Origin of the sequence: Celeribacter halophilus (assembly GCF_900114135.1) — a bacterium.
Classification (GTDB): domain Bacteria; phylum Pseudomonadota; class Alphaproteobacteria; order Rhodobacterales; family Rhodobacteraceae; genus Celeribacter; species Celeribacter halophilus.
In genome coordinates this window covers 43,328-67,872 of sequence record NZ_FORY01000002.1, presented here as the reverse complement: position 1 = coordinate 67,872, position 24,545 = coordinate 43,328, and the positions used below count along the sequence as shown (strand labels likewise).

The following is a 24,545-nucleotide window of genomic DNA, read 5'->3' as shown; positions in this document are numbered from 1 at the left end:
GCGCCTCACTTGAACACGAAACCGTTGTTGACCGGCAGCACCTGCCCCGTCAGCGTCAATGCGCCTTTAGTCAGCAGAAACGCGATCACATCGGTGATTTCTTCCGGCCCTTGCGGACCGGGCACAGCACTGTTCTCCTGATAGAGTTGATGCCGCGCTTCCGGCACATATTCGGTGCTTTGCGTGGTCAGGATACCCGGTGCCACAGCCGTGACCCCGACACGGTCAGGACCAAGTTCGCGGGCGTAGGAGCGCGTCATCGACATGACGGCCCCTTTCGAGGCGGTGTAAGCCATAAGGCGCGGCGCGCCCCAAAGGGCGGTGTCGGAGGCAAGGTTGACCACACGACCGGAGCCCGAAGCCTTGAGCATCTCTGCGCAGGCACGGATCATCAGCCATGTGCCACGCACATTGACCTGCATGACCTTGTCCCAGACATCAATGTCGATCTCGTCATAGGTGATCCCGCCGATACCCGTGGCAATCGCACCACAATTCACCAGCCCGTCGAGCTTGCCTTCACACAGGGCGGAGGCTTTCCCGGCCAGTCCCGAAATCGACGCGGGATCGGCCAGATCAACCGGCAGGAACTGCGCACCAAGCCTTTGGGCGGTGGCTTTTCCCTCCTCGACCAGAAGATCGGCCAGAATGAGCTTCGCCCCTTCGGCGGCGAGCTTTGAGGCGATTTCCGCCCCCAGCCCGCGCGCGGCTCCGGTCACAAGGATATGTCGATCTGCAAGGATCATTCCGCTGCAACCTTGAGTTCGGCTTCAACCTGCTTTTTCGCAGCCCGTGTCAGAATCTGGCGCAAGCGGCTGACACCGAGGTCGTGCTGGTAGAGCATCTCGCGTTTGCGGGCGTCGTCGGGCATGCCCTCCAACATGACACGGTCCTGTTCGAGCACATCCCAATGGGTCTTTTCCATCTTCGCCCGATAGAGGAAGCGCCAGCTTTCGCGCGCGAACCCTTCGACCTGACGCATCCGCCAGAAGAAGACCTTGCACTTGCGCGGCCCCATCGGGGACACGAACCCGATGATGCGGAACACGCCGCCCGGACCTGCGGCTGGCGGATAGGGAATATCGAGGAAACAGAACATATTGCCCGGATGCACTTCGAATTCCGTCCAGTCGAAATTCGCCCCGACCTGCCCCACGCGGCGGATGAGGAAACCGTCATCCGTCTTGTTCAATTCCATGAGGTCCTGTTTGGACCCGAACGCCAGCGTGAAACTGTCCGCATGGAGGTAACAGCCGTGCATCGGATCAGCGAGGTTGTCGAGCGCGTAGCGGTAGTTGCATTCCCAGACCGAGGTGCACAGGAAACCGGCCCATTCGTCAGAGGAGAACTCTTTCGGCAAGGTCAGTTCCGGCGGCTCCGGCTGTTCAACGGAAGGCACATAGACGAACACGGCGTCATAGGCTTCGGTCACGGGGAAATGGTTGAGCGCCTTGCGGCCTTCCAACGCACATTCCGGCATGGCGGGCACACGTTGCACAACACCTTCGCCATCGACGATCACGCCGTGATATCGACAGCCGATGTTGCCGTCATGGATTTCACCGTAAGACAGCGGCGCACCACGGTGCGGGCAGAAGTCCTCGATACATTTCAGCGCGCCATTCTCGTCGCGCCACAGCACGATCTTCTCGCCAAGCAGCTCGGTGCCATAGGGGCGATCCTTGCGTATCTCGACAGATTTCGCGACAGGATACCACTGGCCCCGCAGGCCGGTATTTACGCGTTCTTCGATCAAAGATTTCTTGTCGGTCATCGTCTTTCCTTTCGACAGGAAGTGTATGGTAGGGACCGCGCGCGGCGTCTCGGCGCGGCCGAAGTGTTCAGATGCTGATCAGTGCTGGGCCTTGGGCAGGTAATGGAGCACCCGCGTTTCCACCCGTTCGAGCACCATGTAGAGCGCGGTGCCGATCAGGGTGAGCAGACCGATGGCGTTGAAAACCATCGCCGCATTGGCCTGACCGCCGCCATAGGAGATCAGATAGCCAAGCCCCACGTTGCCACCGACCAGTTCGCCCACGGTGACACCGATCACAGCCAGTGTTGAGGCGATGCGCAGCCCCGCCATCAGGTTCGGCAAGGTCGAGGGCATTTCGATCTTCACGAAAATCTGCCAGCGGCTCAGGGAATAGGCCCGCGCCAGATTGACCAGATCACGATCCACCGTGCGCATGGCTTGCAAGACGTTCACCAGCACAGGGAAGAACACGATCAGCACGGTCACAAGGAGCTTCGGCATCGCATTATAGCCGAACCACATGATGAACAGCGGCGCAAAGGCGACTTTCGGAGCGATCTGGAGAGCCAGAATATAGGGCGAGACAACCTTTTCCCAAAACGGCGACATGCCAAGCAGATAGCCGATGGCCGCGCCCAAGGCAGACCCAACCGCAAAGCCGATCACAGTATAAAGCGCGGTTGAGGCCGTATGGGACACAAGCCGGTCAAAGGTATACATCCGTCCCAACTCGGCCAGACAGTCGCTCAGGGTGGGAATGATATAGCGCGGAATATCAAGCGCCGTCGGCAGCACCTCCCACAGCACCAGAACGACAAGCAGAATACCTGCCGAAACATAAAGATGGGTGCGGGACGTGGACATAGCGGAAACCTTTTTCTTGGATTTCAGAGGGAGCTGTGGAGCCGCCGCTCCTTGTGTCGTATCGGTCATTCGATGAACTCATTGGTGTAGAGGTCTTCCACAGGGGTTCTGCCGCGCACGATCCCCGCGTCGACGTAGAAATCCTGCACTTCGGCCATCTGCTCGGCAGAGAATGTGCCAAGCGGGCGGTCGGCGGCTTCGGCGTAGACCTTTTCCGCATAGGCGCGCATGATGGCTTCGATCTCGTCTTCCTTGCCGGCGTGCTGCGGAACAAAGGACACGTAATCCGCCGCAGCCTGCGCGGGATCAGCCTTGATGTCCTCAATGGCGTGAATCACCGCATTCACAAAACCGGAAACCACTTCGGGGCGCTCTTCGATCGTTTCATCAGAAGCAAAAATCGCCTGAGCCATGGCCGGAAAATAGGTATCGACTGGCACTTGCTGCATCTCGACGCCCGCGCCTTCAACGGCAGCAATCCATTCCGGCACACCGGACATCCCGTCGAGATCGCCGGAGATCGAAAGCTGGATCACACCGCCTGCACCGACAGCCTGAATATCGACATCATCCTTGCTCAGGCCAACGGAGGAGAGCACGCCCAAGAGATTGTAATATGTCGTGTCCTGATAGGCGAGCACACCAAAGGTCTTGCCTTTGAAATCCTCGGGCCCCGACATGCCACGATCAGCGCGCCATGCAAGCTGGGTCAACCCGCGACCACCAAGTAGGGCCACCCCTTTGATCTCAAGACCATTGGCCCGCACGATGATCGGCGTATCACCAATGCCGCCACCCAGATCGGCGTTTCCGACAGCCACCTGCGTGGCAACATCCGCGCCGCCCTTGCCGATGCGGAAGGTCACATCCAGACCCGCCTCGTCGAAATAGCCCTTCCCCTTTGCCAGATGGAACGGCGAGAAGGCCGGAAGGAAGTCGGGGGCCGGAAAGAGGTAGGTCACGGCTTCGTTGGCATAGGCCGCAGCGGCTCCGAACAGGACCGCAGTGGCGGTTGTCGCAGAAAGAATGAAACGTTTCATGGTTTTCCCTGTTGTTGGAATGGCGCCTTGTTCAGAAGGCTTTTTCTTCGAGCTTGAGGTGGGCAAAAATCTGCGCCGCATATTCGGACACTTCCGGCAGAGCGCGGCGTTTGAGCGGCTCGTCGCGGTGCGGCAGGTCGACATTGATCTCCGCGATCACCGTCCCCGGACGTTCCGAGAGCACGAGAATACGGTCGGACATCAATACGGCTTCCGACAGATCATGGGTGATGAGCAGCGTGGTTTTCTTCTGCTCGGCGATGACCTTCGAAAAACTGTTTTGCAACAGAAGCTTGGTTTGGGCATCCAGCGCGGAGAACGGCTCGTCCAGCAGGATGATTTCGGGGTCGATGGCCAGCGTGCGTGCCAGAGCCGCGCGTTGGCGCATACCGCCGGAGAGCTGATAGGGGTAGTGATGCTCGAACCCGCCGAGGTGACAGGCTTCAAGCACTTTCATCGCCCGCGCACGGCGCTCGTCCCGTTTCAACCCGCGGGATTCGAGACCGAACTCCACGTTGGAGACAATATCCCGCCACGGCAGCAAAAGGTCTTTTTGGAGCATGAAGCCCACATGGGCATTCGGCCCGTCAACCTTTTCGCCGGACACAAGCACTTCGCCCTCGGTCGGCTGATACAGCCCCGCAGTCATGCTCAGGATCGTGGATTTCCCGCAGCCCGAAGGCCCGACCACGGAGACGAACTCACCCTGCTCCACACGGAAGTCGACGTCATTCACCGCCGTGAGCGTGTCGCCCGTCTTGGACGGAAAGCGCTTGATGACATGGCGGAATTCAAGCGCCATAACCGTGCTCCTGATAGGCCGCATCGAGATCGGCATTGATCGCCTTCAACTCTTCTTCGAGCAGATCGGCGGTCCAGTCGGAGCGGCCCGAGACCGGCCCCTTGACGCCTTTGTCGGCCAGACCGGAGGCAAGATCGGCGGCTTCGGTCACGCCTGTGCCGTAGACCTCCATCATCGCCTCGGCAAAAGCCATTTCCGCGTCGGTCAGAGCACGACCACACGATTGGTGTCCAAGCGCCGGGCGCGACGTATCCTGTGCGCGTTGAGAAAGGCGATCTTTGAATGCGTCCATCTGAGTTTCCTCACCTGCTGTTGGGGCAAATGTGCCGGACTTTGTGAATTGTTCTATATCGAACACTATGTTCATAATGGGCGAGATGATTTTCCCCTGTCAACCTTTTCGCACCCACAAAAAGGTAATTTTTTGATCACCGCCCAAAACTCAAGCAGTGCGGAATCTTCCACTTGTCATAGGTTTCAGGCAAAATCAGGTGATCGCCATAGCCCATATTCCGCATTGATGACGTCGCGTCTTTTTCGGCTTGGACATGGGGTAATTATCGTTCATTATTGAATAAATAGTTCTAATAATAACTCTTAGCCCTCTGGAGTTTTGCATGGCCGCACCCACAAGCGAAACAACCGACCCCAAGACCAATGCCTATGACGTGCCCCCCGTGACGCGAGCAATCAACCTGCTGCGCTACATTGCGGCGGGGAACCGCTGTCGGAACACCTCCAAAGCCGCGAGTGCCCTTGGCATCAATCGCACCACCTTGATTCGCCTGTTGCACACGCTGGAGCGCGAACAGATGATCGAAAGCGATCACGAAGGCGGCGGCTATATCCTGTCATACGGCTTGCTCGAACTGGCGGCGAATATGCTCTCGGGGCGCAATGTCGTCCGCCTTGCCCGCCCGATCCTGTCGCGGCTCGCCACCGAGATTGGCCTGTCGGCGCATTTCGGCGTGCTGTCCGGCACAGAAGTGATCGTGCTGGTGCGTGAGACGCCCAACGTCCAGATCATCAGCAATGTCCATGAAGGCTCACGGCTTCCCGCCCATGCGGCGGTGATGGGGCGGATCATTCTGGCCAACATGCCGCGCGAAGAGGTGCTTGCCCTCTTTGCCGATCATCCCATGAGCGCGGTGACCAGCAAAACCCCCACCTCTCTGGAGGATCTGAACACTCAACTTGACCATGATGCCCGCGAAGGCCTCGCATGGTCTGTGGCCTTTTTCGAAGAAGGCATCGGCTCTTGCGCGGCGGTGGTGCTGGATCACTCCAACACACCCGTCGGCGCCATCAGCGTCTCCGGCCCACAAGCCACATTCGATCTCGGCGCAGACAAACGCGACCAGATCGCCGTAGCCATCCGCGCCGCTGCCAAGCAGCTTTCGTCACTGATGGGACATGCCGGGTAAGTGGAAGGTGTCCGCGTTTTTGAAGCTGCCCGCCCTTTTAGCCCGCCTCAGGCATCGTCGCGCGGGTCCCATCCCAGCAGCCTTGATATCCGGTGCGCTGTGGAGGACAGGTCGTCGCGGACCTCTGCTTGCAATTCCTGCTCTGTCTCCGCGGATTTCGGAGCAGTCACATTGATGGCGGCCACGACCTGTCCTGTCATGTCACGAACGGGGGCGGCGGCTGAGACGATGCTGGCTTCGAAATCACCGGTATGGATCACCACTGCGTGCTGCCTGTCACGCGCGGCTTGCTCCAGAATCCCCGGAAGTGCGGGGCCTTTGCCCTTAGGGCCGGAAGCGAGGTCTTTGCGATAGAGCGCGATCAGTTCCTCCTCTCCCAAACCGGCCAGAAGCACGCGACCCATCACCGTGCCCCGCGCAGGAAGACGGCTGCCAACCTGAACGATAGAGGGGTCGCGGCGCGGGGCGGGCACGCGTAGGACATAGAGCACAGAGGTGCCGTCCAGAATCCCCATATGCGACGACCAGCCCGTGCGCTGGCGCAGGCGTTCCAGTTCCGGCTGGGCAATTTCCACGATCTCGCGGGTGGCCACATAGCCATAGGACAAACGCAGCACCGCAGGGCCGAGCACATAGCGCTGTGCCCGCTCGTCGAGCAACAGATACCCCGCTTCGGACAGGGTATAGACCGTGCGAAAGGCCGCAGAACGGGTGATGTCCAGTGCCTTGGCGATCTCCGCCAGACTCATGGCGGGGCGCTCCGGTGTGAACAGCCGGATGACGGACAGCCCGCGCATCAGCCCCGGAACCAGATAGCGATCCTCGTTTGTCTTCTCTGCCATAGCCTCTCCACATCCTCTTTTGCCCGCGCCCGCTCTGATACGGGAGGGATCATGCCTCGCAGGCCATGCCCCGCTCGCCTCATAGCGCCTATAGGCAATACGTTTTACAGGCAAAACGCAACATCACACACAAAACATTTTTTCCTATAGTGAGTCCGGTAAGGAAAAATTTCCGCCACCAACAGCTCAGAGGATCACGCACATGACTGTACAAGATAAGGACTTCGCAACGCTTGCAGATGCGCTCAAAGCGCACACCGGTCGCTTCACCGACAAAAAGTTCGACTGGAAAGCCTTCCCCTCGAATGTCGGCTATGATGATCTGGCCCGCGCCCAGATGCGCTACATCGGCGCTGGCGGTTCTCCGAAAGTCGGCGACACCAGCACGCTCAAACCCGAACATTTCACCCTGTCGCTCATCTACAAAGAGCCCGGACGCTACGCCGCCTGTCACAGCCACGAGATCGAAGAGAGCTTTCTCATCATCAACGGCGCTCTGATCGTCGGTTGGGAGAAAGACGGCGAAGTGGTCGAAGTGAACCTCGGCCCGAAAGACATGATCCTCAATGCCCGCGAAATCGGTCACGGTTTCCGCGTGGATGGCGTCGAGCCTGTGATGATGTCGATCTCTGTCGATGTGGGCAAACCCCTGCCGCCAGTCTATCACTACCACCCGAAAGATTGCGCCCCCGAACTGGCACGGACCTTTGGCGCGGAGCCGGGCAAAACCCTCAAATTCGACCCTGAGGGCGATCACCCGCTGCAAAAGCTCATGACGAAATATGTCGTGCGCCACTCCGAACTGGAGACCCATTGGGAAGACGCCGGTTTCACCCGTAAAATCTACTGTGGTCCGGGCGGCGTTGAAACCGACACCTGCCGCAAGGAGATGCTCGGCGTGCCGTCCCGTGTGGGCGTCAAACCCTTCTCCCGCGATGTCGAAGACGCCTTCCTCGTGCTCGAAGGTTCCCTGATTGTCGGCTGGGAAGAAGATGGCGAAACCGTCGAAGTCGAACTCGGCCCCCGCGATCTGGTGCAAACCCCCGCAGGCCGCAAACACTGGTTCCGCAACAACGGCGCAGGCCATGCCACTGTCTGGTATGTCGTCGGCACGGCCGAACCGGAAACGGTCAAATTCGAAGCGCTCTAATCGCGCGCGACCAGAAACGAAACAATGCCGCAGGTCCCCCCCCCTGCGGCATTTTTATATGTCCTGCACATAAGACCCGGCGCCATATCGGGTGGCGCTATGAGGCGGGAAGATCATCAAGGATGCCTTCCGCACCCCGTCAATCCGCGCCCCTGTTCTGCGGAAGCACATCTGTCACAAAAGGCCGATGTCGCACGATCAGCCACAGCGTCGCGCAGGAGGTGCCGATGATCATCAACAAAAGACCATAGTTGCGGATCAGGTCATGGGCATTGGCCGAGACGATCTGCACCGCCGCCGCGCCCATCATGGTGCCGCTGAACTGGATCAGGGCCGCCGCAGAGCCGGTGTCCGTTGTCTGCTGATCCAGCAACAGGTTTGCCCCCGGCACACGCACAACGATCACCGCGATGGTCGTCATGGCGGCCAGTGCGGCAAATATCCACGGCGCGAGCCTGCCGACCGACAGCATCGTTGCCCCCGCGACCACCACCACAAGGAAACAGCCGAGGATGATCGTCTGCACCGGAATCCGGCGCGAGAGCCGCAGGTAGAGAGACGGACCGACCGCCGCGCAGACCGCGTTGAAGGCAAAGATGGAACTGAAGGTCTGCTCCGACATGCCAAACCCGTCGATATAGACATAGGCCGCGCTGCCGATGAAGGCGGTCAGGCACATGGGCACCAGCGAGAACAGCAAAAGCAGATAGGCAAAATGCGGGTTCTTGAGGACCACGCCCAAACGGTTCCATGATTTCAGGATCGGGGCGGTGGATTTTTCCTCGACGGTTTCACGAAAGAGCATCACAAGCCCGCCCGCGACACAGGCAAACAGAGCAAGGACAACAAACATCGCGTGCCATGACGCCACCTTCAACAGAAAGGCGCCAAGCACCGGCGCGACCATAGGGGCAATGATGACCAGAGACATGACCGTTGCCATGACCTTTTCGCGTTCACGCCCGTCGAACATATCCTTGACAATCGACGTGCCGACAACCGTCACCCCACCGCCGGAAAGCCCTTGCACAGTGCGAAAGGCAATCAAGCCTTCGACGCTGGAGGACAGGGCACAGAGCAGGCTGGAAATGATGTAGATTGCAAGGGCCGTGAACAGGATCGGCTTGCGCCCAGTCCTTTCGCTCAGCGGGCCCCAGAACAACATCCCGACCGAAAAGGCGACCATATAGGCCCCGAGGGTCAGGTTGATCATGGCGTGACTGGTTGCGAAGGTATCCGCCATATGCGGCAGCGCAGGCAGGTAAAGGTCCATCGTCAGTGGCGGGAAGGCCCCCAGAACAATCAGCAACGTCAGCGTGCCGCGCCGCCCCAATCTTGGTTGTTCGACATTCATATCACTCTGTTCCATCCTTGATGACGCGGCGATGAATCGGGAATGATCAATACATTCAACGCGGTAACATCAGGCATGTGCCACAGAAGGACGGAAATGACGAGACATGTATTCCATCACAATTTTGTGGACGAATGGCATGTCTGTTTAAGAAAGGGCGGAGTTGCTCACCCCGCCCTAATTGCCAAGCCACCCCGCTCAGAGGGAGGCTTGCAGCAGTTCCTGTGAATAGGGATGCTGCGCTTTGAGTTGCCGCAACTCTGCGACATTCAGGATCTCGACAATTTCCCCGCTTTTCATCACGGCCAGCCGGTCACACATATGCCCCACGACGGAAAGGTCATGCGAGACCATCACATAGGTCAGGCCCCGGTCCTTGCGCAGATCAACCAGAAGGTTGAGAATCTCGGCCTGCACCGACACATCCAGCGCCGAGGTCGGCTCGTCCAGCAGCAAGAGCTTGGGCTCCGGTGCGAGCGCCCGTGCGATGGCGACACGTTGCCGTTGCCCGCCGGACAGTTGGTGCGGATAGCGGAAGCGGAATTTCTGCCCCAGCCCCACATCGTCCAGAAGCTTGACCACACGCGCGTCGAGGTCACGGAACCCGTGCAGCGACAGGGTTTCTCCCAAGACCTGATCGACCGAATGGCGCGGATGAAGCGAGGCATAGGGGTCCTGAAACACCATCTGCACAGTCTTGTAGAAACTCTTCTCGCGTTTCTTGCCCAGTTGCATCCCGTTGACGCTGATCTCGCCCGACCATTGACCCGCCAGTCCCGTGATGGCGCGCAAAATGGTCGATTTTCCGGACCCACTTTCCCCGACAAGGCCAAAGCTCTCCCCTTCAGCCACCGAAAAAGTCGCCCCTTTGACGGCATTCACCCGATTGTGGCTGTGGCCAAACCAGACGTTCAGGTCTTTGATTTCGAGCATATTCATATCCGTCCACTCACACTCGGGGCTTCGGACCACGCAGGGTCGCGTTGCAAGACTTCAAGCCGGTCGCGGGGCTTGTCCAGACGCGGCAGGGAATTCAAAAGCCCGCGCGTATAGGGGTGTTTCGCCTCGTGGAGCTTGTCCGCCTCGCAGACCTCGACAATCCGGCCCGCATACATAATCAGCACGCGGTCGCAGAAGTCGGAGACAAGGTTCAAGTCATGGCTGATAAAGATCAGCCCCATGCCGCGCTCCTTGACGAGACGGTCCATGATATCGAGCACCTGACGCTGCACCGACACATCCAGAGCCGAGGTCGGTTCGTCCGCAATGAGGATTTCGGGGTTCGGGATCAGCATCATGGCAATCATGATCCTCTGCCCCATCCCCCCCGACATCTCATGCGGATAGGCCCGCATCACGCGTTCGGGATCACGGATCGACACGGCTTCGAGCATCTCGACGGATTTCGTATAGGCCACCGATTTCGACGCGTTGGTGTGGAGCCGATAGGCCTCCATGATCTGATCCCCGATGGTCATCACCGGATTGAGCGAGAATTTCGGGTCCTGCATGACCATGCTGATCCGCTGGCCCCGCACGTCCCGCATTTCTTTTTCGCTCATCTTGAGCAGGTCCTGCCCCTCCAGAGAGATATGATCGGCCTCGACCATCCCCGGCGCACGGATCAGGCGCAAAATGGCGCGTCCGGTCATGGATTTGCCCGAGCCACTCTCCCCGACAATCCCGAGCCGCTCGCGTCCGAGCGTGAAGGACACGCCGCGCACCGCATCAAAGACGCCATTGCGGGTGGGAAATTTCACCCAAAGGTTTTCAACATCAAGAAGCGTGGACATCAGTCACCTGCTTTCGGATCAAGAACATCGCGCAGACCATCGCCCAAGAGGTTGAAGGCCAGCGAAACTGTGAAAATGGCAAGCCCCGGCATGGTGGCAACCCACCAGTGATCAAGGATGAACCGGCGTCCTTCGGAAATCATCGCGCCCCATTCCGGGCTGGGCGGCTGTGCGCCAAGGCCGAGAAAACCGAGCCCCGCCGCCGCGAGGATGATCCCCGCCATGTCGAGCGTCACCCGCACGATCAAGGACGAGATGCACAGCGGCCAGATGTGTTTGGTGATAATCCGCAGCGCGCTTGCGCCCTGAAGTTTGATGGCGGCGATATAGTCCGACGACCGGATGGTGAGCGTCTCCGCCCGCGCAATCCGTGCATAGGGAGGCCATGCCGTCAGGGAAATCGCGATCACCGCGTTTTCGATGCCTGCCCCGAGTGCGGCCACAAAAGCCAGCGCAAGGACAAGACGTGGGAAGGCCAGAAAGATATCGGTGATCCGCATCAGGACCGTATCGACCCAGCCGCCGACATATCCCGACACCGTGCCGACCAGAAGCCCGACCACCGGCGCGATCAAGGCGACCAGAGCCACGATGTAGAGCGTGATCCGCGAGCCGTAGATCAGGCGGGACAGGATATCGCGGCCAAGACTGTCTGTGCCGAATACATGACCCTCGCTGCCCAGCGGCAAGAGGCGCTGGCCAAGGTTCTGCTCGAACGGGTCATGCGGCGACAACCACGGTGCCAACACTGCGATCAGCACCAGCGCCACAAGGATCAGCAATCCGATCATGGCCATCGTGTTCGAACGGAAGGACAACCATCCATGATAGAGCGCCGAGAGTTTCGCATGTCGGCGCGAGGTCGGCGTCTCGGTGAGCAGCCAGGCCCTAAGACTTTGTGTATCTGACATTATTTCGCCCTCGGATCGAAGATCTTGTAGAGCAGATCGGAGAATATATTGAGCAGGATAAAGATCAGGCCCACGACCACCGTGCCCCCCAGAACCGCGTTCATATCCGCACTCAGAAGCGCAGTGGTGATGTAGCTGCCGATGCCCGGCCAGCTAAAGATGATCTCGGTCAGCACCGAACCTTCCAGTAGCCCTGCATAGCTCAGTGCAATCACAGTGATCAGCTGCACGCGGATGTTCTTGAACGCATGTTTCCAGATCACATCCCATTCCGACATGCCTTTGACCCGCGCGGTCGTGATATATTCGGCGCTCATCTGTTCGAGCATGAAAGAGCGCGTCATGCGGCTGATGTAGGCCAGCGAATAATAGCCCAGCAGCGAGGCCGGAAGGATGATGTGGCTGAAAGCATCCTTGAACACGTCGATATTGCTATCAAGCAGACTGTCCACAAGGATCATCCCCGTCACGGTCGGCACGATATCGACATAGAAAATACCCACACGCCCCGGCCCTCCGACCCAGCCCAGAATGCCGTAAAAGATCAGAAGACCCATCAGGCCCAGCCAGAAAATCGGCATGGAATACCCGACGAGCGCAACGACACGGGCGATCTGGTCGATCCACGACCCTTTGCGCACGGCGGCCAGAACACCCAGAGGCACACCGATCACAACGCCGAACACGATGCCCAGAGAGGCCAGTTCAAGCGTTGCTGGGAAAACGCGGGCAATGTCTTCAGACACCGGACGCGCATTCAGCAGCGACGTTCCGAAATCGAGATGCAGCACGTCCCATAGGTAATAGAAAAACTGGACAAGCAGCGGCTTGTCGAGACCGAGCTGATGATAGACAGCGTCATAGGTCTCTTGCGATGCCCGTTCACCAACGATGGACAAAACCGGATCGATCGGCATGACGCGACCGATGATAAAGGTGATGAACAAAAGCCCCAAAAGCGTCACCGCAACGGACCCGAGGGTGCGCAAGACGGTTTTGAGCGTGGGCCACAGGCTATGAGAGAGAGGCGCCCGCTTCGGGCGCCTCCCCTTCGAGATGTCGTTCACGGACATTTACTTGGTCACCTGCCAGTATGCAGCAGCCGTCACAGCCTGACCGGTGGAGAAATTGGTGACATTCTCCTGCATGGCCGATTGTTCGATCTGCTGGAACATGACGACAAAGGGCGACGTTTCGCGGAATTCGGCCTGCATGTCCTCATACATCTTGATCCGTGCCTCGCGATCCGTCTCCGTCACGGCGGCTTCGACCTGTTCGTTCAGATCACCCGGATACCAAGCGGTCCGCCATGCCAGAAGACCCGTGGCATTGGCTTCGTCGCTGTTGTCGGGGTTATAGGCAAAGGTGCCTGCGTTGGTTTGCGGATCAGGATAATCCGGCCCCCATGCGCCGAGGTAGACGTCCAGATCGCGGGCACGGTAGCGGGCAAGGATCTGTTTCGCGGTGCCAACGGTGATGTTGAGCTTGATCCCCACCTGCCCCAAGGTGTTTTGCAGCGACTGGGCGATCTCGATACGCTCCTGCGCCTCACGCACACCGACTTCGATTTCCAGTCCGTCAACACCGGCCTCGGCAAGAAGCGCCTTGGCTTTTTCGAGGTCGAGCGAGAACGGGTTCTCGTTCGTTGCCCCGAGGTAGGTCGCCGGCAGGAAGTTCTGGTGGATCGTATACTGACCGTTCAGGAAGCTGTTCACCATGCCTTCGTAATCAACGAGATATTTGAAAGCTTCGCGCACTTCCGGCTTGGACAATTCCGGGTGCTTGCCATTAAGCGCCAGATACATCAGACGGCCCTTGAGTTCGTCAACGACCTTGATGTCCTCGTTATCGGCCAGACCCGCAATGTCTTCGGGGTTCAGGTTACGGGCGATATCAATGTCACCGCGCTCCAGAAGCAGACGCTGCGACGCGCTTTCCTGAACGTGGCGCACGATCACGCGTTTCATTTCCGGAGCACCGCCGTAATAGTCCTCATAGGCGGACATGGACACGCTTTCGTTGGGCTTCCAGCTGTCCAGCTTGTAAGGCCCCGAGCCCGCAGTATTGGTTTTGAGCCATGTGTTGCCCATATCGCCATCGACCTCATGGGCCATGACTTCCTCTTTGTCGACGATCCCGCCGATGGTGGCGGTCAGACAGTTGAGGATAAAGGATGTGGCGTATTTCTTATCCGTCGTGATCAGGAGCTTGCCATCTTCGACGCGGATCATTTCTTCCACGTTTTCAGGGGTGAAGCCGAATTGCGACAGGATGAACGCCGGTGTCTTGTTCAGAATGACCGCACGCTGGAGCGAAAACGCCGCATCTTCTGCACGCACCGGATTGCCGGACTGGAAGGTCACCCCTTCGCGCATGGTGAAGGTGATTGTCTTGCCATCCTCGGACACTTCCCAGCTTTCCGCCAGATCGGGTTTGTAACCTGCTTCCAGATCAAGCGGGTCGAGATACACAAGGCGGTTGTAGACGTTGCGGCTAATGTCCGCGCCGGCGAATTCAAAGCTTTCCGCCGGATCCAATGTGGTTACATCGTCAATACGGTTCGCAATCACCAACATATTGGCAGGCGTCTCGGCCCAAGCGCCAACGGAACTCACGCTGACGGCAAGGCCAAGGGCCGCACCACAAAGCAATCGATTCATGACATTCATATTTCATCTCTCCTGTTAAATTATATTTAACGCATTCTGATATCTGACTATTTTTTCCAGATTTTGCCCAGAACACGCAACCAGTTTTCATGACACAGCTTGGCAATCAACGCCGCGTCATATCCGTGTTGTGCCATGGCCTGTCTCAATTTGGGCAGGCCCGCACATGTCGTCAGGTCCGGCGGCACAACGGCCCCGTCATAGTCGGAGCCCAACCCCACCCGATCTTCGCCCAGATGTTCAATTAGGTGGTCGAGGTGCCGCAGCATCTGTTCCAGTGGAACATCCGGCACCATACGTCCGTCATCGCGCAGAAACGCCACGGCGAAGTTCAACCCGACCATCCCGTCACTCTCGCGAATGGCCGCCAGCTGTTTGTCAGTGAGGTTCCGGCTGTGCGGGCAAATCGCGTAGGCGTTCGAATGCGTGGCCACAAGCGGGGCATCCGAGAGCTTCGCCACATCCCAGAACCCCGCCTCGTTGAGATGGGACAGATCAATCATGATCCCCATCTCGTTGCAGGCCCGCACCAACCGCTTTCCGGCTTCGGTCAGCCCCGGACCGGTGTCGCCGGTGCTGGGGTAGCGGAAGGGCACGCCGTGTCCGAAAATGGTCGAACGGCTCCAGACCGGCCCGAGCGAGCGCAGCCCCGCCTGATACAGCACCTCAAGCGTGTGAAAATCGGGATCAATCCCTTCTGCCCCTTCGATATGGAAGATCGCGGCCATCTTGCCTGTCGACAGGCACGCGCGAATGTCTTGCACCTTGCGGCAGATTTTGAGCGCCCCGCGCTTTTCCAACTCGAACAGAATCGCGGCCTGCGCCATGACGACGGGAATCGCATCCGCCCAGCCAATCGGGTCGGGCAAGGGCATATCATATGTCGCCTGCGTCATCTGGTCGAACTTCATCTCCCGATCGACCGGAGACGGAACATAGACCGCAAAGAACCCGCCGCCGAATCCCCCCGCCTTGGCGGAGATGGCGTCAATCGCGCCCTCGCGACCGGTCAGAAAGCTGTCGACAGCCTCAAGCCCCCCTGCATTGTAAAGTTTCAACAAAACATCGTTATGTCCGTCAAAGACGGGAGGAGTTGTATCAAAGGGCATATGATTATCTTTTTCTTTTGTCTTTCTCCCATCATAGTAGGAAATGAATTCTCATATAAAACAAAAAAATATATGATAATAACTCATATAATTATGAGTTAAGCGGATATACTTGATGCCCCCAAAAACCTGGCACAGCTTGCCTGAATATCAGGCACTTCGCGCAATGATGGAATGCGGAACAACCTCCGAGGCGGCGAACCGTCTGGGGCTGTCGCAGTCTGCCGTGAGCCGGTCCATCGCCAGTCTGGAGGCGCGCACAGGGCGGATTCTCTTTGAACGTGACGGGCGGATGCTGCGCCCCACGAATGAGGCCGCGCAACTCAACATGCGTCTGGATGCGCTATTCGAAGCCTTGGAAAAGCTGGAAGGGCCGCCGGAACTGGAGCAAGAAACGCTTCAGATCATCGCCCCGCCGACCTATGCGCACCGCTATCTAGTGCATCACATCGCAAGTTTTCTCAAAGCCAATCCGCATTTCTTTGTGGGGCTTGAGGTGGCCTCCTCCGATATGGTGATCCGCGGCATACTCGACGAGCGTTTTGATCTCGGCTTCCTCGGCGTCGAACTGCCGCGTGACGGCGTCAGACTGACCCCGTTTCGTACCTCCCACGCGGTTTGCGCCATGCCGCACGGGCATGTTCTGGCCGATCAACAGATTATCCACCCCGAAGACCTCCACGGACAGGCGCTCATCGCCCTGAGCCCCCGCCACGCACGCCGTGCCGAGCTTGAGAAAGTGCTGCTGGCCTGCCAGAGCGAGCCAAGGGTGGTGGCCGAAGTCTCCACCTCCTTCGCCGCTGTCGATCTCGCCCGCGAAGGGCTCGGGCTGTCCATCGTCAACCCCTTCCCCGTGGTGCATTATCGCGCACAGGACGTGGTCTTTCGCCCCTTCGCCTCCCAAATCCGCTACAGCACCTATTATGTGACCCCGAAACGCCGCGCGACCACAGCAATCGCACGGGCCTTCCTCCAGCACCTGCAACTGCGCACCGCGCGAGACCCGTTTTCCGAAAAGGCCTGACGTCGCCGTGACCCAAGTTTCGGGTGGAACCCGCCACGCCATTCAGGCTATTTTGACGGTCACTTCACCTTGTAAACGGGAAATGTTTCATGAATCTTAAAACACAGATCGCCACATCCTGCCTCGTCTTGGCCTTGTCCTCTGCCGCAGCCTTTTCCGAGGACACGGTCGAATTGAAAGACGAGAATGCCAAATACACCATGCAGCTTGGTGGAAACATCGCGTGGGACGCCGATGTTGATCTGACCGGGCCGCAATCCACCCTCGTCGCGCGTTCTCCCGAAGGGCATGAACCACTCACAGTGGTATCAGGCATGACCTATCTGAAAAAGAACCCGATGGTGATGCTTGGCGATGAGGTCAAGAAAAAGACCACTGAAGGTTTCTTGGAAGGTCTTTGCGAGAACTATAAATGCGCGGATATTTCCGCGCGCAGCTATGAGGATATTGGCGGTCGCATGGCTTGGGTTGTCACGACCAAACTGGATTTGCCCGCATATATCGATATGGGCATCCCCGAGGCCGTCCTGATCGCCGCCTCAACGCCGGACGGGTATATGCAGTTGTTTTCCCTGCATACCGCCGATGGCAAGGCAGACGAGCTCAAACCCATCCTGATCGAGGCATTCAAATCCGTCACACCGTTTGAGTGACGCCCTGTTTGAGTGACGCCATCGGGGCTCTGCCCCGAGGCTCGGCAGCACGATAATACCGGTGGCGCAGAACCCGCGCCACCGGCTCGTCTTACGGCAAGACCGCCGCGATGTCCGGAAGACACCGTGTCGGCAGGATAATCGGCTCTTCACGCGCAAAATTACGGGCATTGACCGCCGTCACCGTGACGAAGGTTTCCGCACTGTCCTCCAGCCCCGCCTCCTTGATGAGATCAAACAGGTCCTTGGCAGAGAACCGCGTCGTCTGCGCATAGGTCAGGTTCTGCCTGGGCGTAATCACGGTCGGACCATCCGGCCCGAGCACAATGATTTGCACAGCCACCAAATAGGCCGCAGCCGGCGTTTTCGGCGAAACCGAAATCTGCGCAGCGCAGGACACGTCAACCAGATCGTTCTCAAAGCTCACCGGCGTGCCATTTTCCACATCCGGCGCAGACTTCAGATAAAACGTGCCTTCGGGCGCGATGTAATACTGGATACAGCCATCAACGCGGTTGAATTGTTTGCCTCCGTCAACCGTGTAGTCGCCCGCGATGACGCCATCTGACTGCACCTCACCGGCAAACGCACCGCTTTGTTCGGTCTGGTCGACAGTGCCGGACCAGCGCCCCGTCAGATTGCCTTCGGTCTTCATACCGTCAATATGGCCGATATTCCGCGTCTGGCAGCCAACAAAGGAAAAGCTCATCTCTCCGGAAAACGCGCCACCGTCCGAAGGAAGCACGAAGCTGATACTGCCGAAGGTCGGATCTTCCGGATTGGACGCGGGATCTTCGAAATACGCACCGTGATAGACATCAAATGACTTGTCATCATCGGCCTGCGCCGCTGTCGAAAAGATGCAAAAAACCAGAATAAGCCCTGCAAGATGTTTCAATTCAAACCTCCTCACTGATGTAAAATATCCGAGGGGCAATATGGTTTTTACAAACTGATTTATAAAGAGAAATTATTTTAAAACGTTCCGGGAAAGACGTTGTCCCCTGCACCTTAGCGATCCTCTATAGCGCCCCGAGACGATGGGAATAGGAATGGCAAAGGGCAACACGCAAAACAGCTATTTCTGATTGTTTTGTTAAATGGTGCCCGGGGGCGGAATCGAACCACCGACACGAGGATTTTCAATCCACTGCTCTACCCCTGAGCTACCCGGGCACCGGGAGCGATTTCTCGCTGAACGACGTATCGTTCGGGTAGCGGGTTTCTAGTCGGGGGGCGCGGGCGTGTCCAGAGGAAAATGAACGCTTTAGTGAGGTTTTTTTCCTGTCGCTTCAAACTCGTCGCGCAAAGCCTCTTCGATCGCGTTTGCGATCTCTTCCGGATCCTCCTCACGACCGCTGGGAACGGCATATGCACCGTTCATCCAGCGTCCCAGATCCACATCCGCGCAGCGTTTCGAACAAAACGGGCGGTATTTCTGAACCGTTTCCCCGCCACAGATCGGACAACTCATCGCAGAACCTCCGCAATCGGCACCCGTTCCCGTTTCTTCTGGATTTCAAAATGCCCGAGCGGCGTCCAGCCGGCCAGAATCGTATCGTGGCCTTCGGGTTTGAACGCGGCCTTGAGGCTATGTTCGAACTGGCGGCGGTCCTTCTTGGCCATCGGCGCGAGATCAAGTGTGATCTGGCCAGCCAGCCCGCGCACACGCAACTGACGCGGCAGGTCTCGGGCGAGCGCGATATTGGCTTTCAGGCCAGACGCGGTGGAGAAATCCCCGCCGGTGTTCACATCGACCGCAACCAGCGCACGGGTCGGTTCGATATACATGGACCCCGCACCTTTGAGCGGCACATAGGGATCAAGGGCGGCATCAATCAGCTCATGGACGCCATGATTGTCAAAGGCCGCATCGCTGTCGTCGAACATATCGGCCTTGGGCCAGTCGCGCCATGCCACTTCCCATGCATCCGCCCCGTCAACCAGAAGCTCCGGCTCACCTGACAGGTCGGCCAGAACAGCCTCGCACAGGCCGCGCATGGCGGCGATGTCTTCGGCGATCACGTCATCCGTGGCACCTTCACAGGAGGAGCGCAGAATCAGGCCGAGCGTCTCGTCGGCGGCCTCCATCCCCTGCTCTGCCAGATCGTGCAAACGGATAAGCTCCTCGTCTTCGGTGATCTGGCGGGAGATATTCAACCCTGGCGCATCCGGTGTGACGATGGCATATTTGGATTTGAACAGCACGCGGGTGGTGACGGGAACCGCTTTGCCTTCTTCGGCAATGTGCGTGACCTGCACCAGCATCGGCGCGCCGGGCTTGAGCCCCTTGTTGCCGCGCAGATAGGCTTTCGCGCCACCGGGCAAATCCAACAACGCGCCCCCCATGCCTTTGAGGCTGCGCCCGCCTTTGGCACGGAATATCGCGCCCGGCGCAGGAGGTGCCCCCTCCCCCGCATCAACAAGGAAATCATCCAGCACACCGTCGCGGATCATTGCCGCGGCCCGTTTGCCTTGAACTTCGCCCAGTGCAATCACTGTGCCCTTCATGTGTGATCTCCATAAACCGGATAGCCTGCGGCCATCAAAAGATTGGCGGTCTCAGCCACGGGAAGTCCCATGACGGCAGAATAACTGCCTTGTATCCACGGGATAAAGGCCCCTGCGGGCCCCTGAATGCCGTAGCCGCCTGCTTTGCCGCGCCAATCGTCAGAGGCAAGATAGCTGTTCAGTTCGATATCCGAGAGCCGCTTCATCTTCACCGTGGTGACGACATCGGCCTCCCAGATACGGTCTCCATGTGCCACGGCCACCGCCGTGATCACTTTATGACGTCGCCCCGACATGGCCAAAAGAAATTCGGCACATTCCTTTGCATCGACGGGTTTGCCCATGATGCGCCGCCCCAAAGCCACCGTGGTGTCGGCGCAGAGCACGACCTCCCCCGCAGCACGCGGCACGGCCATCGCCTTTTCGCGCGCCATACGGGCACAGTAAGGACGTGGCAACTCGCCTTTGCGCGGGTCTTCGTCGATGTCGGGAGAACGAATGTCGTCGGGGGTAAGGCCAAGCTGCGCCAGAAGTTCCTTCCGGCGCGGGCTGCCTGAACCGAGAATAAGCTTCATGTGGAAGCCAATACCGCTCAGCGGAAGCGGTAGTTGATCCGACCCTTGGTCAGATCGTAGGGGGTCATTTCGACTTGCACTTTGTCGCCAGCGAGAACGCGAATGCGGTTTTTCCGCATTTTACCTGCCGTATGCGCGATGATCGTATGGCCGTTTTCCAGCTCGACCAGGAATGTCGCGTTCGGCAGGAGTTCCTTAACGACACCGGGAAATTCGAGCATTTCTTCCTTGGCCATGGTCACTCCGTAATTGTTTCACCCACCAGTATGCAGGCGCGCTAGTAAATGCGCTTTTCACGGTGCAGATTCAAGGATCATTTAGCGCAAATTCAGCGTTTTGACCGCTTTCTGGGGCGTTTCGCTCTCCGGCCAGTGGGTTTTTACGCTCACAGCCCCCCCTTTTCGGGCTTCGGCGACCGACTCGCCCAGTGTTTCGAGCGTGGCGGTGCTCTGGAAATGTTTGGTGCCGGTGGCCAGAATGCCCGTGGCGGGGAAGGCCCCGTCCGGCGGGCCGAAAATCGCGGCCTGACCGAAATTCACGTCGATCACCTCGCAGTCGGGGACTTCGCCGACAAGCGGGGCCATAGCGACGATCATCTGCCCCTCAAGCGCACGGGCGCGACAGGCGATCTCCACCCGCATCGCGCCGTGTTCGGTATCCGTGCAGGACGGCACCAGAAGGATGTCCGCCCCCGCTTCGGCATAATGGCGCGACAGGCGGGGAAACTCGCTGTCGTAACAGATCAGCCCCGCGACCTTCCCGAACCGTGTCTCGAAGAGCGGCGAAGCCTCCCCTGCCGACAGGTCAATGTCGCGTTCATAGAGCGTGGGCGTGCGCTTGTTGATATAGCCCTCGCCCTCGGGCGCACAAAAGAGGGCGCGGTTGATGATGCTGTCGCCCACGCGGGCAAAACCGGACCCGCCCAGAATCGTCGCACCGGTTTCTGCCACCAGCGTGCGGATGCCGTCGCAATAGCTCTCGAAATGATCCGCACCGCGTGTCATCCAGCCGCGCGCATCCAAATTCACATCACCGTATAAAGCCGCCTCCAAAGCGGCATATTCGGGGAAGACCACCAGAGACTCCCGATCCGCTTCCGCGACAGACAGTGCCGCGCGATAGCGATCCAACCAGTGGTCTGGTGTTTGCGCCCAATCAGGCTGCCACGAAAAAGCAATCAGTTTCACAGTGGTTTTCCCCAGAATTGTAAGGACTTGTCAGAGATTTCCGCCTCATCCACGTCTTTCCACGCAAACCGCGCCACAACGCCCTCAAGGGGCCGGTATCCGCGTTTGCGCCAGAATACATCATGACTGCGTGCGGCTTCGGGACGCAAGGGGTGATTTTCAGGACGGATCACGGAGCAAAAGGCCGAATAGCCCACCCCCAGAGCGCGGGCATGGGCTTCGCGCCCGTCAAAAAACGCATGTCCCGCGCCTTGGCCGCGATATTCCGGCAGGAGCACGGATTCCGCACAATAGAACACGCGCTCCAGCGGCAGGTCGCTGCCGGAGAAAGCTGCGGCGAAGTCTTCCGCGTGATCGGCCAAGGGCGATCCCGTGGCTGCACCGACAAGCGTTGCGCCCTCGAATGCAGCAATCAGCACCGCACGCGCATTGCCGATATAGCTGGCCATATAATCGCGCTCATAGTCCAGCGAGCCGTCATAGAGATAGGGCCAGTCCCGAAACACCGAAATGCGCAAACGGGCCAGATCGTCGAGCGCCGCTTCGATCTCGGCGCCGCGCAGCGTGCGAAAGGTCAACGCCATAAGTCCGCCTTCATAGGTCAGTCTTCATACATCAATCCTCACGCGGCGGTCCGAAACGGGCCTGCATCCGCGTGATAATCTGGTCGCGCGCCTGACGATAGGCGTCGAGCTTGGCCTCGCGGCTCTCCCCGATCCCTGTCGGGTCCATGATCGGCCAGTATTCCACATCAAGGTGGTAATAACGGGTGAGTTCGAGCGCCTGACGTTGCGAAGCCGGCGAGAGCGCAACGATCAGGTCATAGGAGGAAATATCATCACCCCAGTCCTTGAGGTCTTCAAAGGAACGGGCGCGATGGCGATGCAACTCGACCCCCATCTCGTCACAAACCGCAACGGCAAACCCGTCCACATCGAGATCGGAGCGCACGCCTGCAGATTGCACATAGACCTCGCAGCCGTAGAACTTTTTCATCAACCCTTCGGCCATGGGCGAGCGCACCGCGTTATGGTCGCAGCAGAACAGAACCGAATGAGGGAGATCTGCCGCCACGCATTTACCTCCAGTGCAACACGCATATCAGGGTAAACAGACGCCGCGCCGTGTCGATATCCACATCCGCCTTGCCTTCAAGACGTTCCTGCAAGACCCGCGCACCTTCGTTGTGAATACCGCGCCGCGCCATATCGATGGCTTCGATCTGGCTGGGCGGCATTTTCTTGACCGCATCGAAATAGCTTTCACAAATCTGGAAATAGTCTTTCACGACCTGCCGGAACGGTCCGAGAGAAAGGTGGAATTCCGCCGCTTTCTCTCCCGTCTCGGAGGTCAGGTCAAACACCAGCCGCCGTTCGCGGATCGCCAGACCCAGCTTGAACGGTCCCTCCGGCACCGTACGATCCTCGCGTGCAGGCAAGGAAAAGGAATTGTCTTCCAGAAGATCGAAAATCGCGACTTTGCGCTCCTGTTCGATCTCGGGGGTCGGCGGGGCCAGCCCCGTGTCGTCAATCTCGACAGAGATCAGTTTACTCATCACACGCCCCATCCGCACCTGCGTTCAAACGATCCAGCCGCGCCCGCACGGACAGCCCGTGCGCTTCGAGGCTTTCCGAGGTCGCCAGACGCTCCGCCGCCGGACCAATAGCCTTGAGCGCCTCCGGAGACATCTTGGCAAGTGTTGTGCGCTTGAGAAAGTCCAAAACGGACAGACCCGACGAAAACCGTGCCGAGCGCGCCGTGGGCAGAACGTGGTTCGGGCCGCCGACATAGTCCCCGATGGCCTCCGGCGTCCATGCTCCGAGGAAAATTGCCCCCGCGTGATGGATTTTCGCGGAAATCGCATCCGGATCCTCGACACAAAGTTCAAGGTGTTCCGGCGCGAACCGGTCCGACAGCATCGCCGCCTCGTCCAGATCGCGCACGGTGATAACAACGCCGAAATCTGCCCAGCTTTTGCCCGCAATCGCACGGCGCTCCAGCGTCTCCAGCCGTTTCTCGACGGCCTTCACCACGGCAGCACCGAACTCCGCGTCATCGGTGATGAGAATCGATTGGGCGCTCTCGTCATGTTCGGCCTGAGACATCAGGTCCACAGCAATCCAGTCCGGATCATTGTGCTTGTCGGCAATCACCAGAATTTCCGACGGGCCCGCGATCATATCGATCCCCACCTTGCCGAAGACGCGACGCTTGGCAGCGGCGACAAAGGCATTACCCGGTCCGGTGATCTTGTCCACGGGCGCGACCGTCTCTGTCCCGTAGGCCAGCGCGGCAATCGCCTGCGCGCCGCCGATGCGGTAAATCTCGTCCACGCCCGCAATACGCGCCGCCATGAGCACCAGAGGATTGGCCACCCCGTCCGGTGTCGGCACACAGATCGCCAGACGCTCGACGCCCGCGACCTTGGCCGGAATGGCATTCATCAGGACAGACGACGGGTAAGAGGCCAGCCCGCCCGGCACATAAAGCCCCGCCGCAGACACAGCCGTCCAGCGCCAGCCCAGCGTGGCCCCGTCGGGATCGGTCCACATCTGGTTGTCGGGCATCTGACGCACATGATAGGCGCGGATGCGTTGGGCGGCGAGTTCCAGCGCCTCGCGATCCGCCGCAGACACTTGCGCACACAGGGATTCGATCTCACCTTCAGAAAACCGCAAGCCCTGCGCAGTCAGCTCCAGCCGGTCGAATTTCGCGGTCAGTTCCAGCACAGCCGCATCGCCACGACGGCGCACATCCGCGATGATCCCCGCCACGGCCTCGTCCACATCCGGACTATCCTCACGCTTCATGGTCAAAAGCGCAGCAAAGCGGGTCTCGAAATCGGTATCCGTTGTGGACAGGAAATGGGGCATATCGGTCT

General features: G+C 58.9%; 28 protein-coding genes and 1 tRNA gene. 4 read left to right on the top strand and 25 right to left on the bottom strand.

Annotated elements, in window-relative coordinates; genetic code table 11:
• Positions 1–5: 5 nt before the first annotated feature.
• The 6 genes from BM152_RS02060 to BM152_RS02035 all read right to left on the bottom strand — a co-directional run bounded on the left by BM152_RS02060 (position 6) and on the right by BM152_RS02035 (position 4,754).
• Positions 6–746, bottom strand: a complete 741-nt coding sequence (locus BM152_RS02060) for an SDR family oxidoreductase (protein WP_066605866.1) — start codon at positions 744–746, stop codon at positions 6–8.
• Positions 743–1,774 (bottom strand): aromatic ring-hydroxylating oxygenase subunit alpha, encoded by a 1,032-nt coding sequence (locus BM152_RS02055; RefSeq protein WP_066605862.1) that lies wholly within the window; start codon positions 1,772–1,774, stop codon positions 743–745. The genes BM152_RS02060 and BM152_RS02055 overlap by 4 nt, the downstream gene beginning before the upstream one ends.
• Before the next feature lie 78 nt (positions 1,775–1,852).
• Positions 1,853–2,689, bottom strand: coding sequence for an ABC transporter permease (locus BM152_RS02050; protein WP_082715416.1), 837 nt, complete (start codon positions 2,687–2,689; stop codon positions 1,853–1,855).
• Complete coding sequence (locus BM152_RS02045) at positions 2,686–3,660, bottom strand: ABC transporter substrate-binding protein (protein WP_066605860.1); 975 nt, start codon at positions 3,658–3,660, stop codon at positions 2,686–2,688. The genes BM152_RS02050 and BM152_RS02045 overlap by 4 nt, the downstream gene beginning before the upstream one ends.
• A gap of 31 nt (positions 3,661–3,691) precedes the next feature.
• Positions 3,692–4,462, bottom strand: coding sequence for an ABC transporter ATP-binding protein (locus tag BM152_RS02040; protein WP_066605857.1), 771 nt, complete (start codon positions 4,460–4,462; stop codon positions 3,692–3,694).
• The gene (locus tag BM152_RS02035; RefSeq protein ID WP_066605851.1) at positions 4,452–4,754 is read right to left on the bottom strand and encodes a recombinase-like helix-turn-helix domain-containing protein; all 303 of its coding nucleotides are present in this window, start codon (positions 4,752–4,754) and stop codon (positions 4,452–4,454) included. The genes BM152_RS02040 and BM152_RS02035 overlap by 11 nt, the downstream gene beginning before the upstream one ends.
• Before the next feature lie 325 nt (positions 4,755–5,079).
• Here BM152_RS02035 and BM152_RS02030 point away from each other — a divergent pair, with 325 nt between their 5' ends.
• Positions 5,080–5,886, top strand: a complete 807-nt coding sequence (locus BM152_RS02030) for an IclR family transcriptional regulator (protein ID WP_066605848.1) — start codon at positions 5,080–5,082, stop codon at positions 5,884–5,886.
• Between the two features lie 47 nt (positions 5,887–5,933).
• Here BM152_RS02030 and BM152_RS02025 read toward each other — a convergent pair whose 3' ends face one another.
• Entirely contained in the window at positions 5,934–6,728 is a 795-nt protein-coding gene (locus tag BM152_RS02025; protein ID WP_066605846.1) for an IclR family transcriptional regulator, read from the bottom strand.
• 202 nt (positions 6,729–6,930) lie between these two features.
• On the opposite strand from BM152_RS02025, the gene BM152_RS02020 reads away from it, so the two are divergent.
• Positions 6,931–7,878 (top strand): cupin domain-containing protein, encoded by a 948-nt coding sequence (locus BM152_RS02020; RefSeq protein WP_066605843.1) that lies wholly within the window; start codon positions 6,931–6,933, stop codon positions 7,876–7,878.
• A gap of 139 nt (positions 7,879–8,017) precedes the next feature.
• On the opposite strand, the gene BM152_RS02015 is transcribed toward BM152_RS02020, so the two are convergent.
• The 7 genes from BM152_RS02015 to BM152_RS01985 all read right to left on the bottom strand — a co-directional run bounded on the left by BM152_RS02015 (position 8,018) and on the right by BM152_RS01985 (position 15,714).
• Positions 8,018–9,232: a Bcr/CflA family efflux MFS transporter gene (locus BM152_RS02015; protein ID WP_066605841.1), complete on the bottom strand. Its 1,215-nt coding sequence runs from the start codon at positions 9,230–9,232 to the stop codon at positions 8,018–8,020.
• A 198-nt stretch (positions 9,233–9,430) separates the two neighbouring features.
• A complete protein-coding gene (locus BM152_RS02010; RefSeq protein WP_066605840.1) occupies positions 9,431–10,171 on the bottom strand; it encodes an ABC transporter ATP-binding protein in 741 nt (246 codons plus the stop codon).
• Positions 10,168–11,025, bottom strand: a complete 858-nt coding sequence (locus BM152_RS02005; protein WP_066605833.1) for an ABC transporter ATP-binding protein — start codon at positions 11,023–11,025, stop codon at positions 10,168–10,170. Before BM152_RS02005 ends, BM152_RS02010 begins: the two co-directional genes overlap by 4 nt.
• On the bottom strand, positions 11,025–11,936 hold the full coding sequence (gene nikC / locus BM152_RS02000; RefSeq protein WP_066605831.1) for a nickel transporter permease: 912 nt from the start codon (positions 11,934–11,936) through the stop codon (positions 11,025–11,027). The genes BM152_RS02005 and nikC overlap by 1 nt, the downstream gene beginning before the upstream one ends.
• Positions 11,936–13,009: an ABC transporter permease gene (locus tag BM152_RS01995; protein WP_066605829.1), complete on the bottom strand. Its 1,074-nt coding sequence runs from the start codon at positions 13,007–13,009 to the stop codon at positions 11,936–11,938. Before BM152_RS01995 ends, nikC begins: the two co-directional genes overlap by 1 nt.
• A complete protein-coding gene (locus tag BM152_RS01990) occupies positions 13,010–14,605 on the bottom strand; it encodes an ABC transporter substrate-binding protein (protein WP_066605828.1) in 1,596 nt (531 codons plus the stop codon). It abuts the gene before it with no gap.
• Positions 14,606–14,652: 47 nt separating this feature from the next.
• Positions 14,653–15,714 carry a dipeptidase gene (locus BM152_RS01985; RefSeq protein ID WP_066605825.1) on the bottom strand — a complete coding sequence of 354 codons (1,062 nt, stop codon included), beginning with the start codon at positions 15,712–15,714 and terminating at the stop codon, positions 14,653–14,655.
• Positions 15,715–15,829: 115 nt separating this feature from the next.
• Here BM152_RS01985 and BM152_RS01980 point away from each other — a divergent pair, with 115 nt between their 5' ends.
• Together BM152_RS01980 and BM152_RS01975 are read left to right on the top strand one after the other, a co-directional pair.
• Positions 15,830–16,738: a LysR family transcriptional regulator gene (locus tag BM152_RS01980; RefSeq protein ID WP_066605823.1), complete on the top strand. Its 909-nt coding sequence runs from the start codon at positions 15,830–15,832 to the stop codon at positions 16,736–16,738.
• Between the two features lie 89 nt (positions 16,739–16,827).
• Entirely contained in the window at positions 16,828–17,391 is a 564-nt protein-coding gene (locus BM152_RS01975) for a hypothetical protein (protein WP_066605821.1), read from the top strand.
• A 91-nt stretch (positions 17,392–17,482) separates the two neighbouring features.
• On the opposite strand, the gene BM152_RS01970 is transcribed toward BM152_RS01975, so the two are convergent.
• From BM152_RS01970 to hisD, 11 genes are all read right to left on the bottom strand, one after another.
• The gene (locus BM152_RS01970) at positions 17,483–18,289 is read right to left on the bottom strand and encodes a hypothetical protein (protein ID WP_066605817.1); all 807 of its coding nucleotides are present in this window, start codon (positions 18,287–18,289) and stop codon (positions 17,483–17,485) included.
• A 203-nt stretch (positions 18,290–18,492) separates the two neighbouring features.
• Positions 18,493–18,567: transfer RNA gene (locus BM152_RS01965), tRNA-Phe, on the bottom strand.
• A 91-nt stretch (positions 18,568–18,658) separates the two neighbouring features.
• Positions 18,659–18,865, bottom strand: coding sequence for a DNA gyrase inhibitor YacG (locus tag BM152_RS01960; protein ID WP_066605814.1), 207 nt, complete (start codon positions 18,863–18,865; stop codon positions 18,659–18,661).
• On the bottom strand, positions 18,862–19,902 hold the full coding sequence (locus tag BM152_RS01955) for a ribonuclease E/G (RefSeq protein ID WP_066605812.1): 1,041 nt from the start codon (positions 19,900–19,902) through the stop codon (positions 18,862–18,864). The genes BM152_RS01960 and BM152_RS01955 overlap by 4 nt, the downstream gene beginning before the upstream one ends.
• Positions 19,899–20,477, bottom strand: coding sequence for a Maf family protein (locus tag BM152_RS01950; RefSeq protein WP_066605810.1), 579 nt, complete (start codon positions 20,475–20,477; stop codon positions 19,899–19,901). The genes BM152_RS01955 and BM152_RS01950 overlap by 4 nt, the downstream gene beginning before the upstream one ends.
• A 17-nt stretch (positions 20,478–20,494) precedes the next feature.
• Positions 20,495–20,713, bottom strand: a complete 219-nt coding sequence (infA, locus tag BM152_RS01945) for a translation initiation factor IF-1 (RefSeq protein ID WP_009573923.1) — start codon at positions 20,711–20,713, stop codon at positions 20,495–20,497.
• An 81-nt stretch (positions 20,714–20,794) separates the two neighbouring features.
• Complete coding sequence (locus tag BM152_RS01940) at positions 20,795–21,664, bottom strand: nitrilase-related carbon-nitrogen hydrolase (protein WP_066605807.1); 870 nt, start codon at positions 21,662–21,664, stop codon at positions 20,795–20,797.
• Positions 21,661–22,248 (bottom strand): GNAT family N-acetyltransferase, encoded by a 588-nt coding sequence (locus BM152_RS01935; RefSeq protein ID WP_066605806.1) that lies wholly within the window; start codon positions 22,246–22,248, stop codon positions 21,661–21,663. Before BM152_RS01935 ends, BM152_RS01940 begins: the two co-directional genes overlap by 4 nt.
• Before the next feature lie 31 nt (positions 22,249–22,279).
• The gene (locus BM152_RS01930) at positions 22,280–22,738 is read right to left on the bottom strand and encodes an arsenate-mycothiol transferase ArsC (RefSeq protein ID WP_066605805.1); all 459 of its coding nucleotides are present in this window, start codon (positions 22,736–22,738) and stop codon (positions 22,280–22,282) included.
• Between the two features lie 4 nt (positions 22,739–22,742).
• The gene (locus tag BM152_RS01925) at positions 22,743–23,219 is read right to left on the bottom strand and encodes a UPF0262 family protein (protein WP_066605804.1); all 477 of its coding nucleotides are present in this window, start codon (positions 23,217–23,219) and stop codon (positions 22,743–22,745) included.
• Positions 23,212–24,537, bottom strand: coding sequence for a histidinol dehydrogenase (hisD, locus tag BM152_RS01920; RefSeq protein WP_066605803.1), 1,326 nt, complete (start codon positions 24,535–24,537; stop codon positions 23,212–23,214). Before hisD ends, BM152_RS01925 begins: the two co-directional genes overlap by 8 nt.
• Positions 24,538–24,545 lie beyond the last annotated feature (8 nt).

Coding starts and splice junctions, on each gene's coding strand:
- BM152_RS01960 (WP_066605814.1), bottom strand. CDS start 18,865: ATGAGTTGTCCGATCTGTGGCGGGGAAACGGTTCAGAAATACCGCCCG.
- hisD (WP_066605803.1), bottom strand. CDS start 24,537: ATGCCCCATTTCCTGTCCACAACGGATACCGATTTCGAGACCCGCTTT.
- BM152_RS02005 (WP_066605833.1), bottom strand. CDS start 11,025: ATGTCCACGCTTCTTGATGTTGAAAACCTTTGGGTGAAATTTCCCACC.
- BM152_RS02040 (WP_066605857.1), bottom strand. CDS start 4,462: ATGGCGCTTGAATTCCGCCATGTCATCAAGCGCTTTCCGTCCAAGACG.
- BM152_RS02010 (WP_066605840.1), bottom strand. CDS start 10,171: ATGAATATGCTCGAAATCAAAGACCTGAACGTCTGGTTTGGCCACAGC.
- infA (WP_009573923.1), bottom strand. CDS start 20,713: ATGGCCAAGGAAGAAATGCTCGAATTTCCCGGTGTCGTTAAGGAACTC.
- BM152_RS02025 (WP_066605846.1), bottom strand. CDS start 6,728: ATGGCAGAGAAGACAAACGAGGATCGCTATCTGGTTCCGGGGCTGATG.
- BM152_RS01990 (WP_066605828.1), bottom strand. CDS start 14,605: ATGAATGTCATGAATCGATTGCTTTGTGGTGCGGCCCTTGGCCTTGCC.
- BM152_RS02015 (WP_066605841.1), bottom strand. CDS start 9,232: ATGAATGTCGAACAACCAAGATTGGGGCGGCGCGGCACGCTGACGTTG.
- BM152_RS02060 (WP_066605866.1), bottom strand. CDS start 746: ATGATCCTTGCAGATCGACATATCCTTGTGACCGGAGCCGCGCGCGGG.
- BM152_RS02055 (WP_066605862.1), bottom strand. CDS start 1,774: ATGACCGACAAGAAATCTTTGATCGAAGAACGCGTAAATACCGGCCTG.
- BM152_RS01955 (WP_066605812.1), bottom strand. CDS start 19,902: ATGAAGGGCACAGTGATTGCACTGGGCGAAGTTCAAGGCAAACGGGCC.
- BM152_RS02020 (WP_066605843.1), top strand. CDS start 6,931: ATGACTGTACAAGATAAGGACTTCGCAACGCTTGCAGATGCGCTCAAA.
- BM152_RS02050 (WP_082715416.1), bottom strand. CDS start 2,689: ATGACCGATACGACACAAGGAGCGGCGGCTCCACAGCTCCCTCTGAAA.
- BM152_RS01925 (WP_066605804.1), bottom strand. CDS start 23,219: ATGAGTAAACTGATCTCTGTCGAGATTGACGACACGGGGCTGGCCCCG.
- BM152_RS01995 (WP_066605829.1), bottom strand. CDS start 13,009: ATGTCCGTGAACGACATCTCGAAGGGGAGGCGCCCGAAGCGGGCGCCT.
- BM152_RS01985 (WP_066605825.1), bottom strand. CDS start 15,714: ATGCCCTTTGATACAACTCCTCCCGTCTTTGACGGACATAACGATGTT.
- BM152_RS02030 (WP_066605848.1), top strand. CDS start 5,080: ATGGCCGCACCCACAAGCGAAACAACCGACCCCAAGACCAATGCCTAT.
- BM152_RS02045 (WP_066605860.1), bottom strand. CDS start 3,660: ATGAAACGTTTCATTCTTTCTGCGACAACCGCCACTGCGGTCCTGTTC.
- BM152_RS02035 (WP_066605851.1), bottom strand. CDS start 4,754: ATGGACGCATTCAAAGATCGCCTTTCTCAACGCGCACAGGATACGTCG.
- BM152_RS01950 (WP_066605810.1), bottom strand. CDS start 20,477: ATGAAGCTTATTCTCGGTTCAGGCAGCCCGCGCCGGAAGGAACTTCTG.
- BM152_RS01975 (WP_066605821.1), top strand. CDS start 16,828: ATGAATCTTAAAACACAGATCGCCACATCCTGCCTCGTCTTGGCCTTG.
- BM152_RS01980 (WP_066605823.1), top strand. CDS start 15,830: ATGCCCCCAAAAACCTGGCACAGCTTGCCTGAATATCAGGCACTTCGC.
- nikC (WP_066605831.1), bottom strand. CDS start 11,936: ATGTCAGATACACAAAGTCTTAGGGCCTGGCTGCTCACCGAGACGCCG.
- BM152_RS01935 (WP_066605806.1), bottom strand. CDS start 22,248: ATGGCGTTGACCTTTCGCACGCTGCGCGGCGCCGAGATCGAAGCGGCG.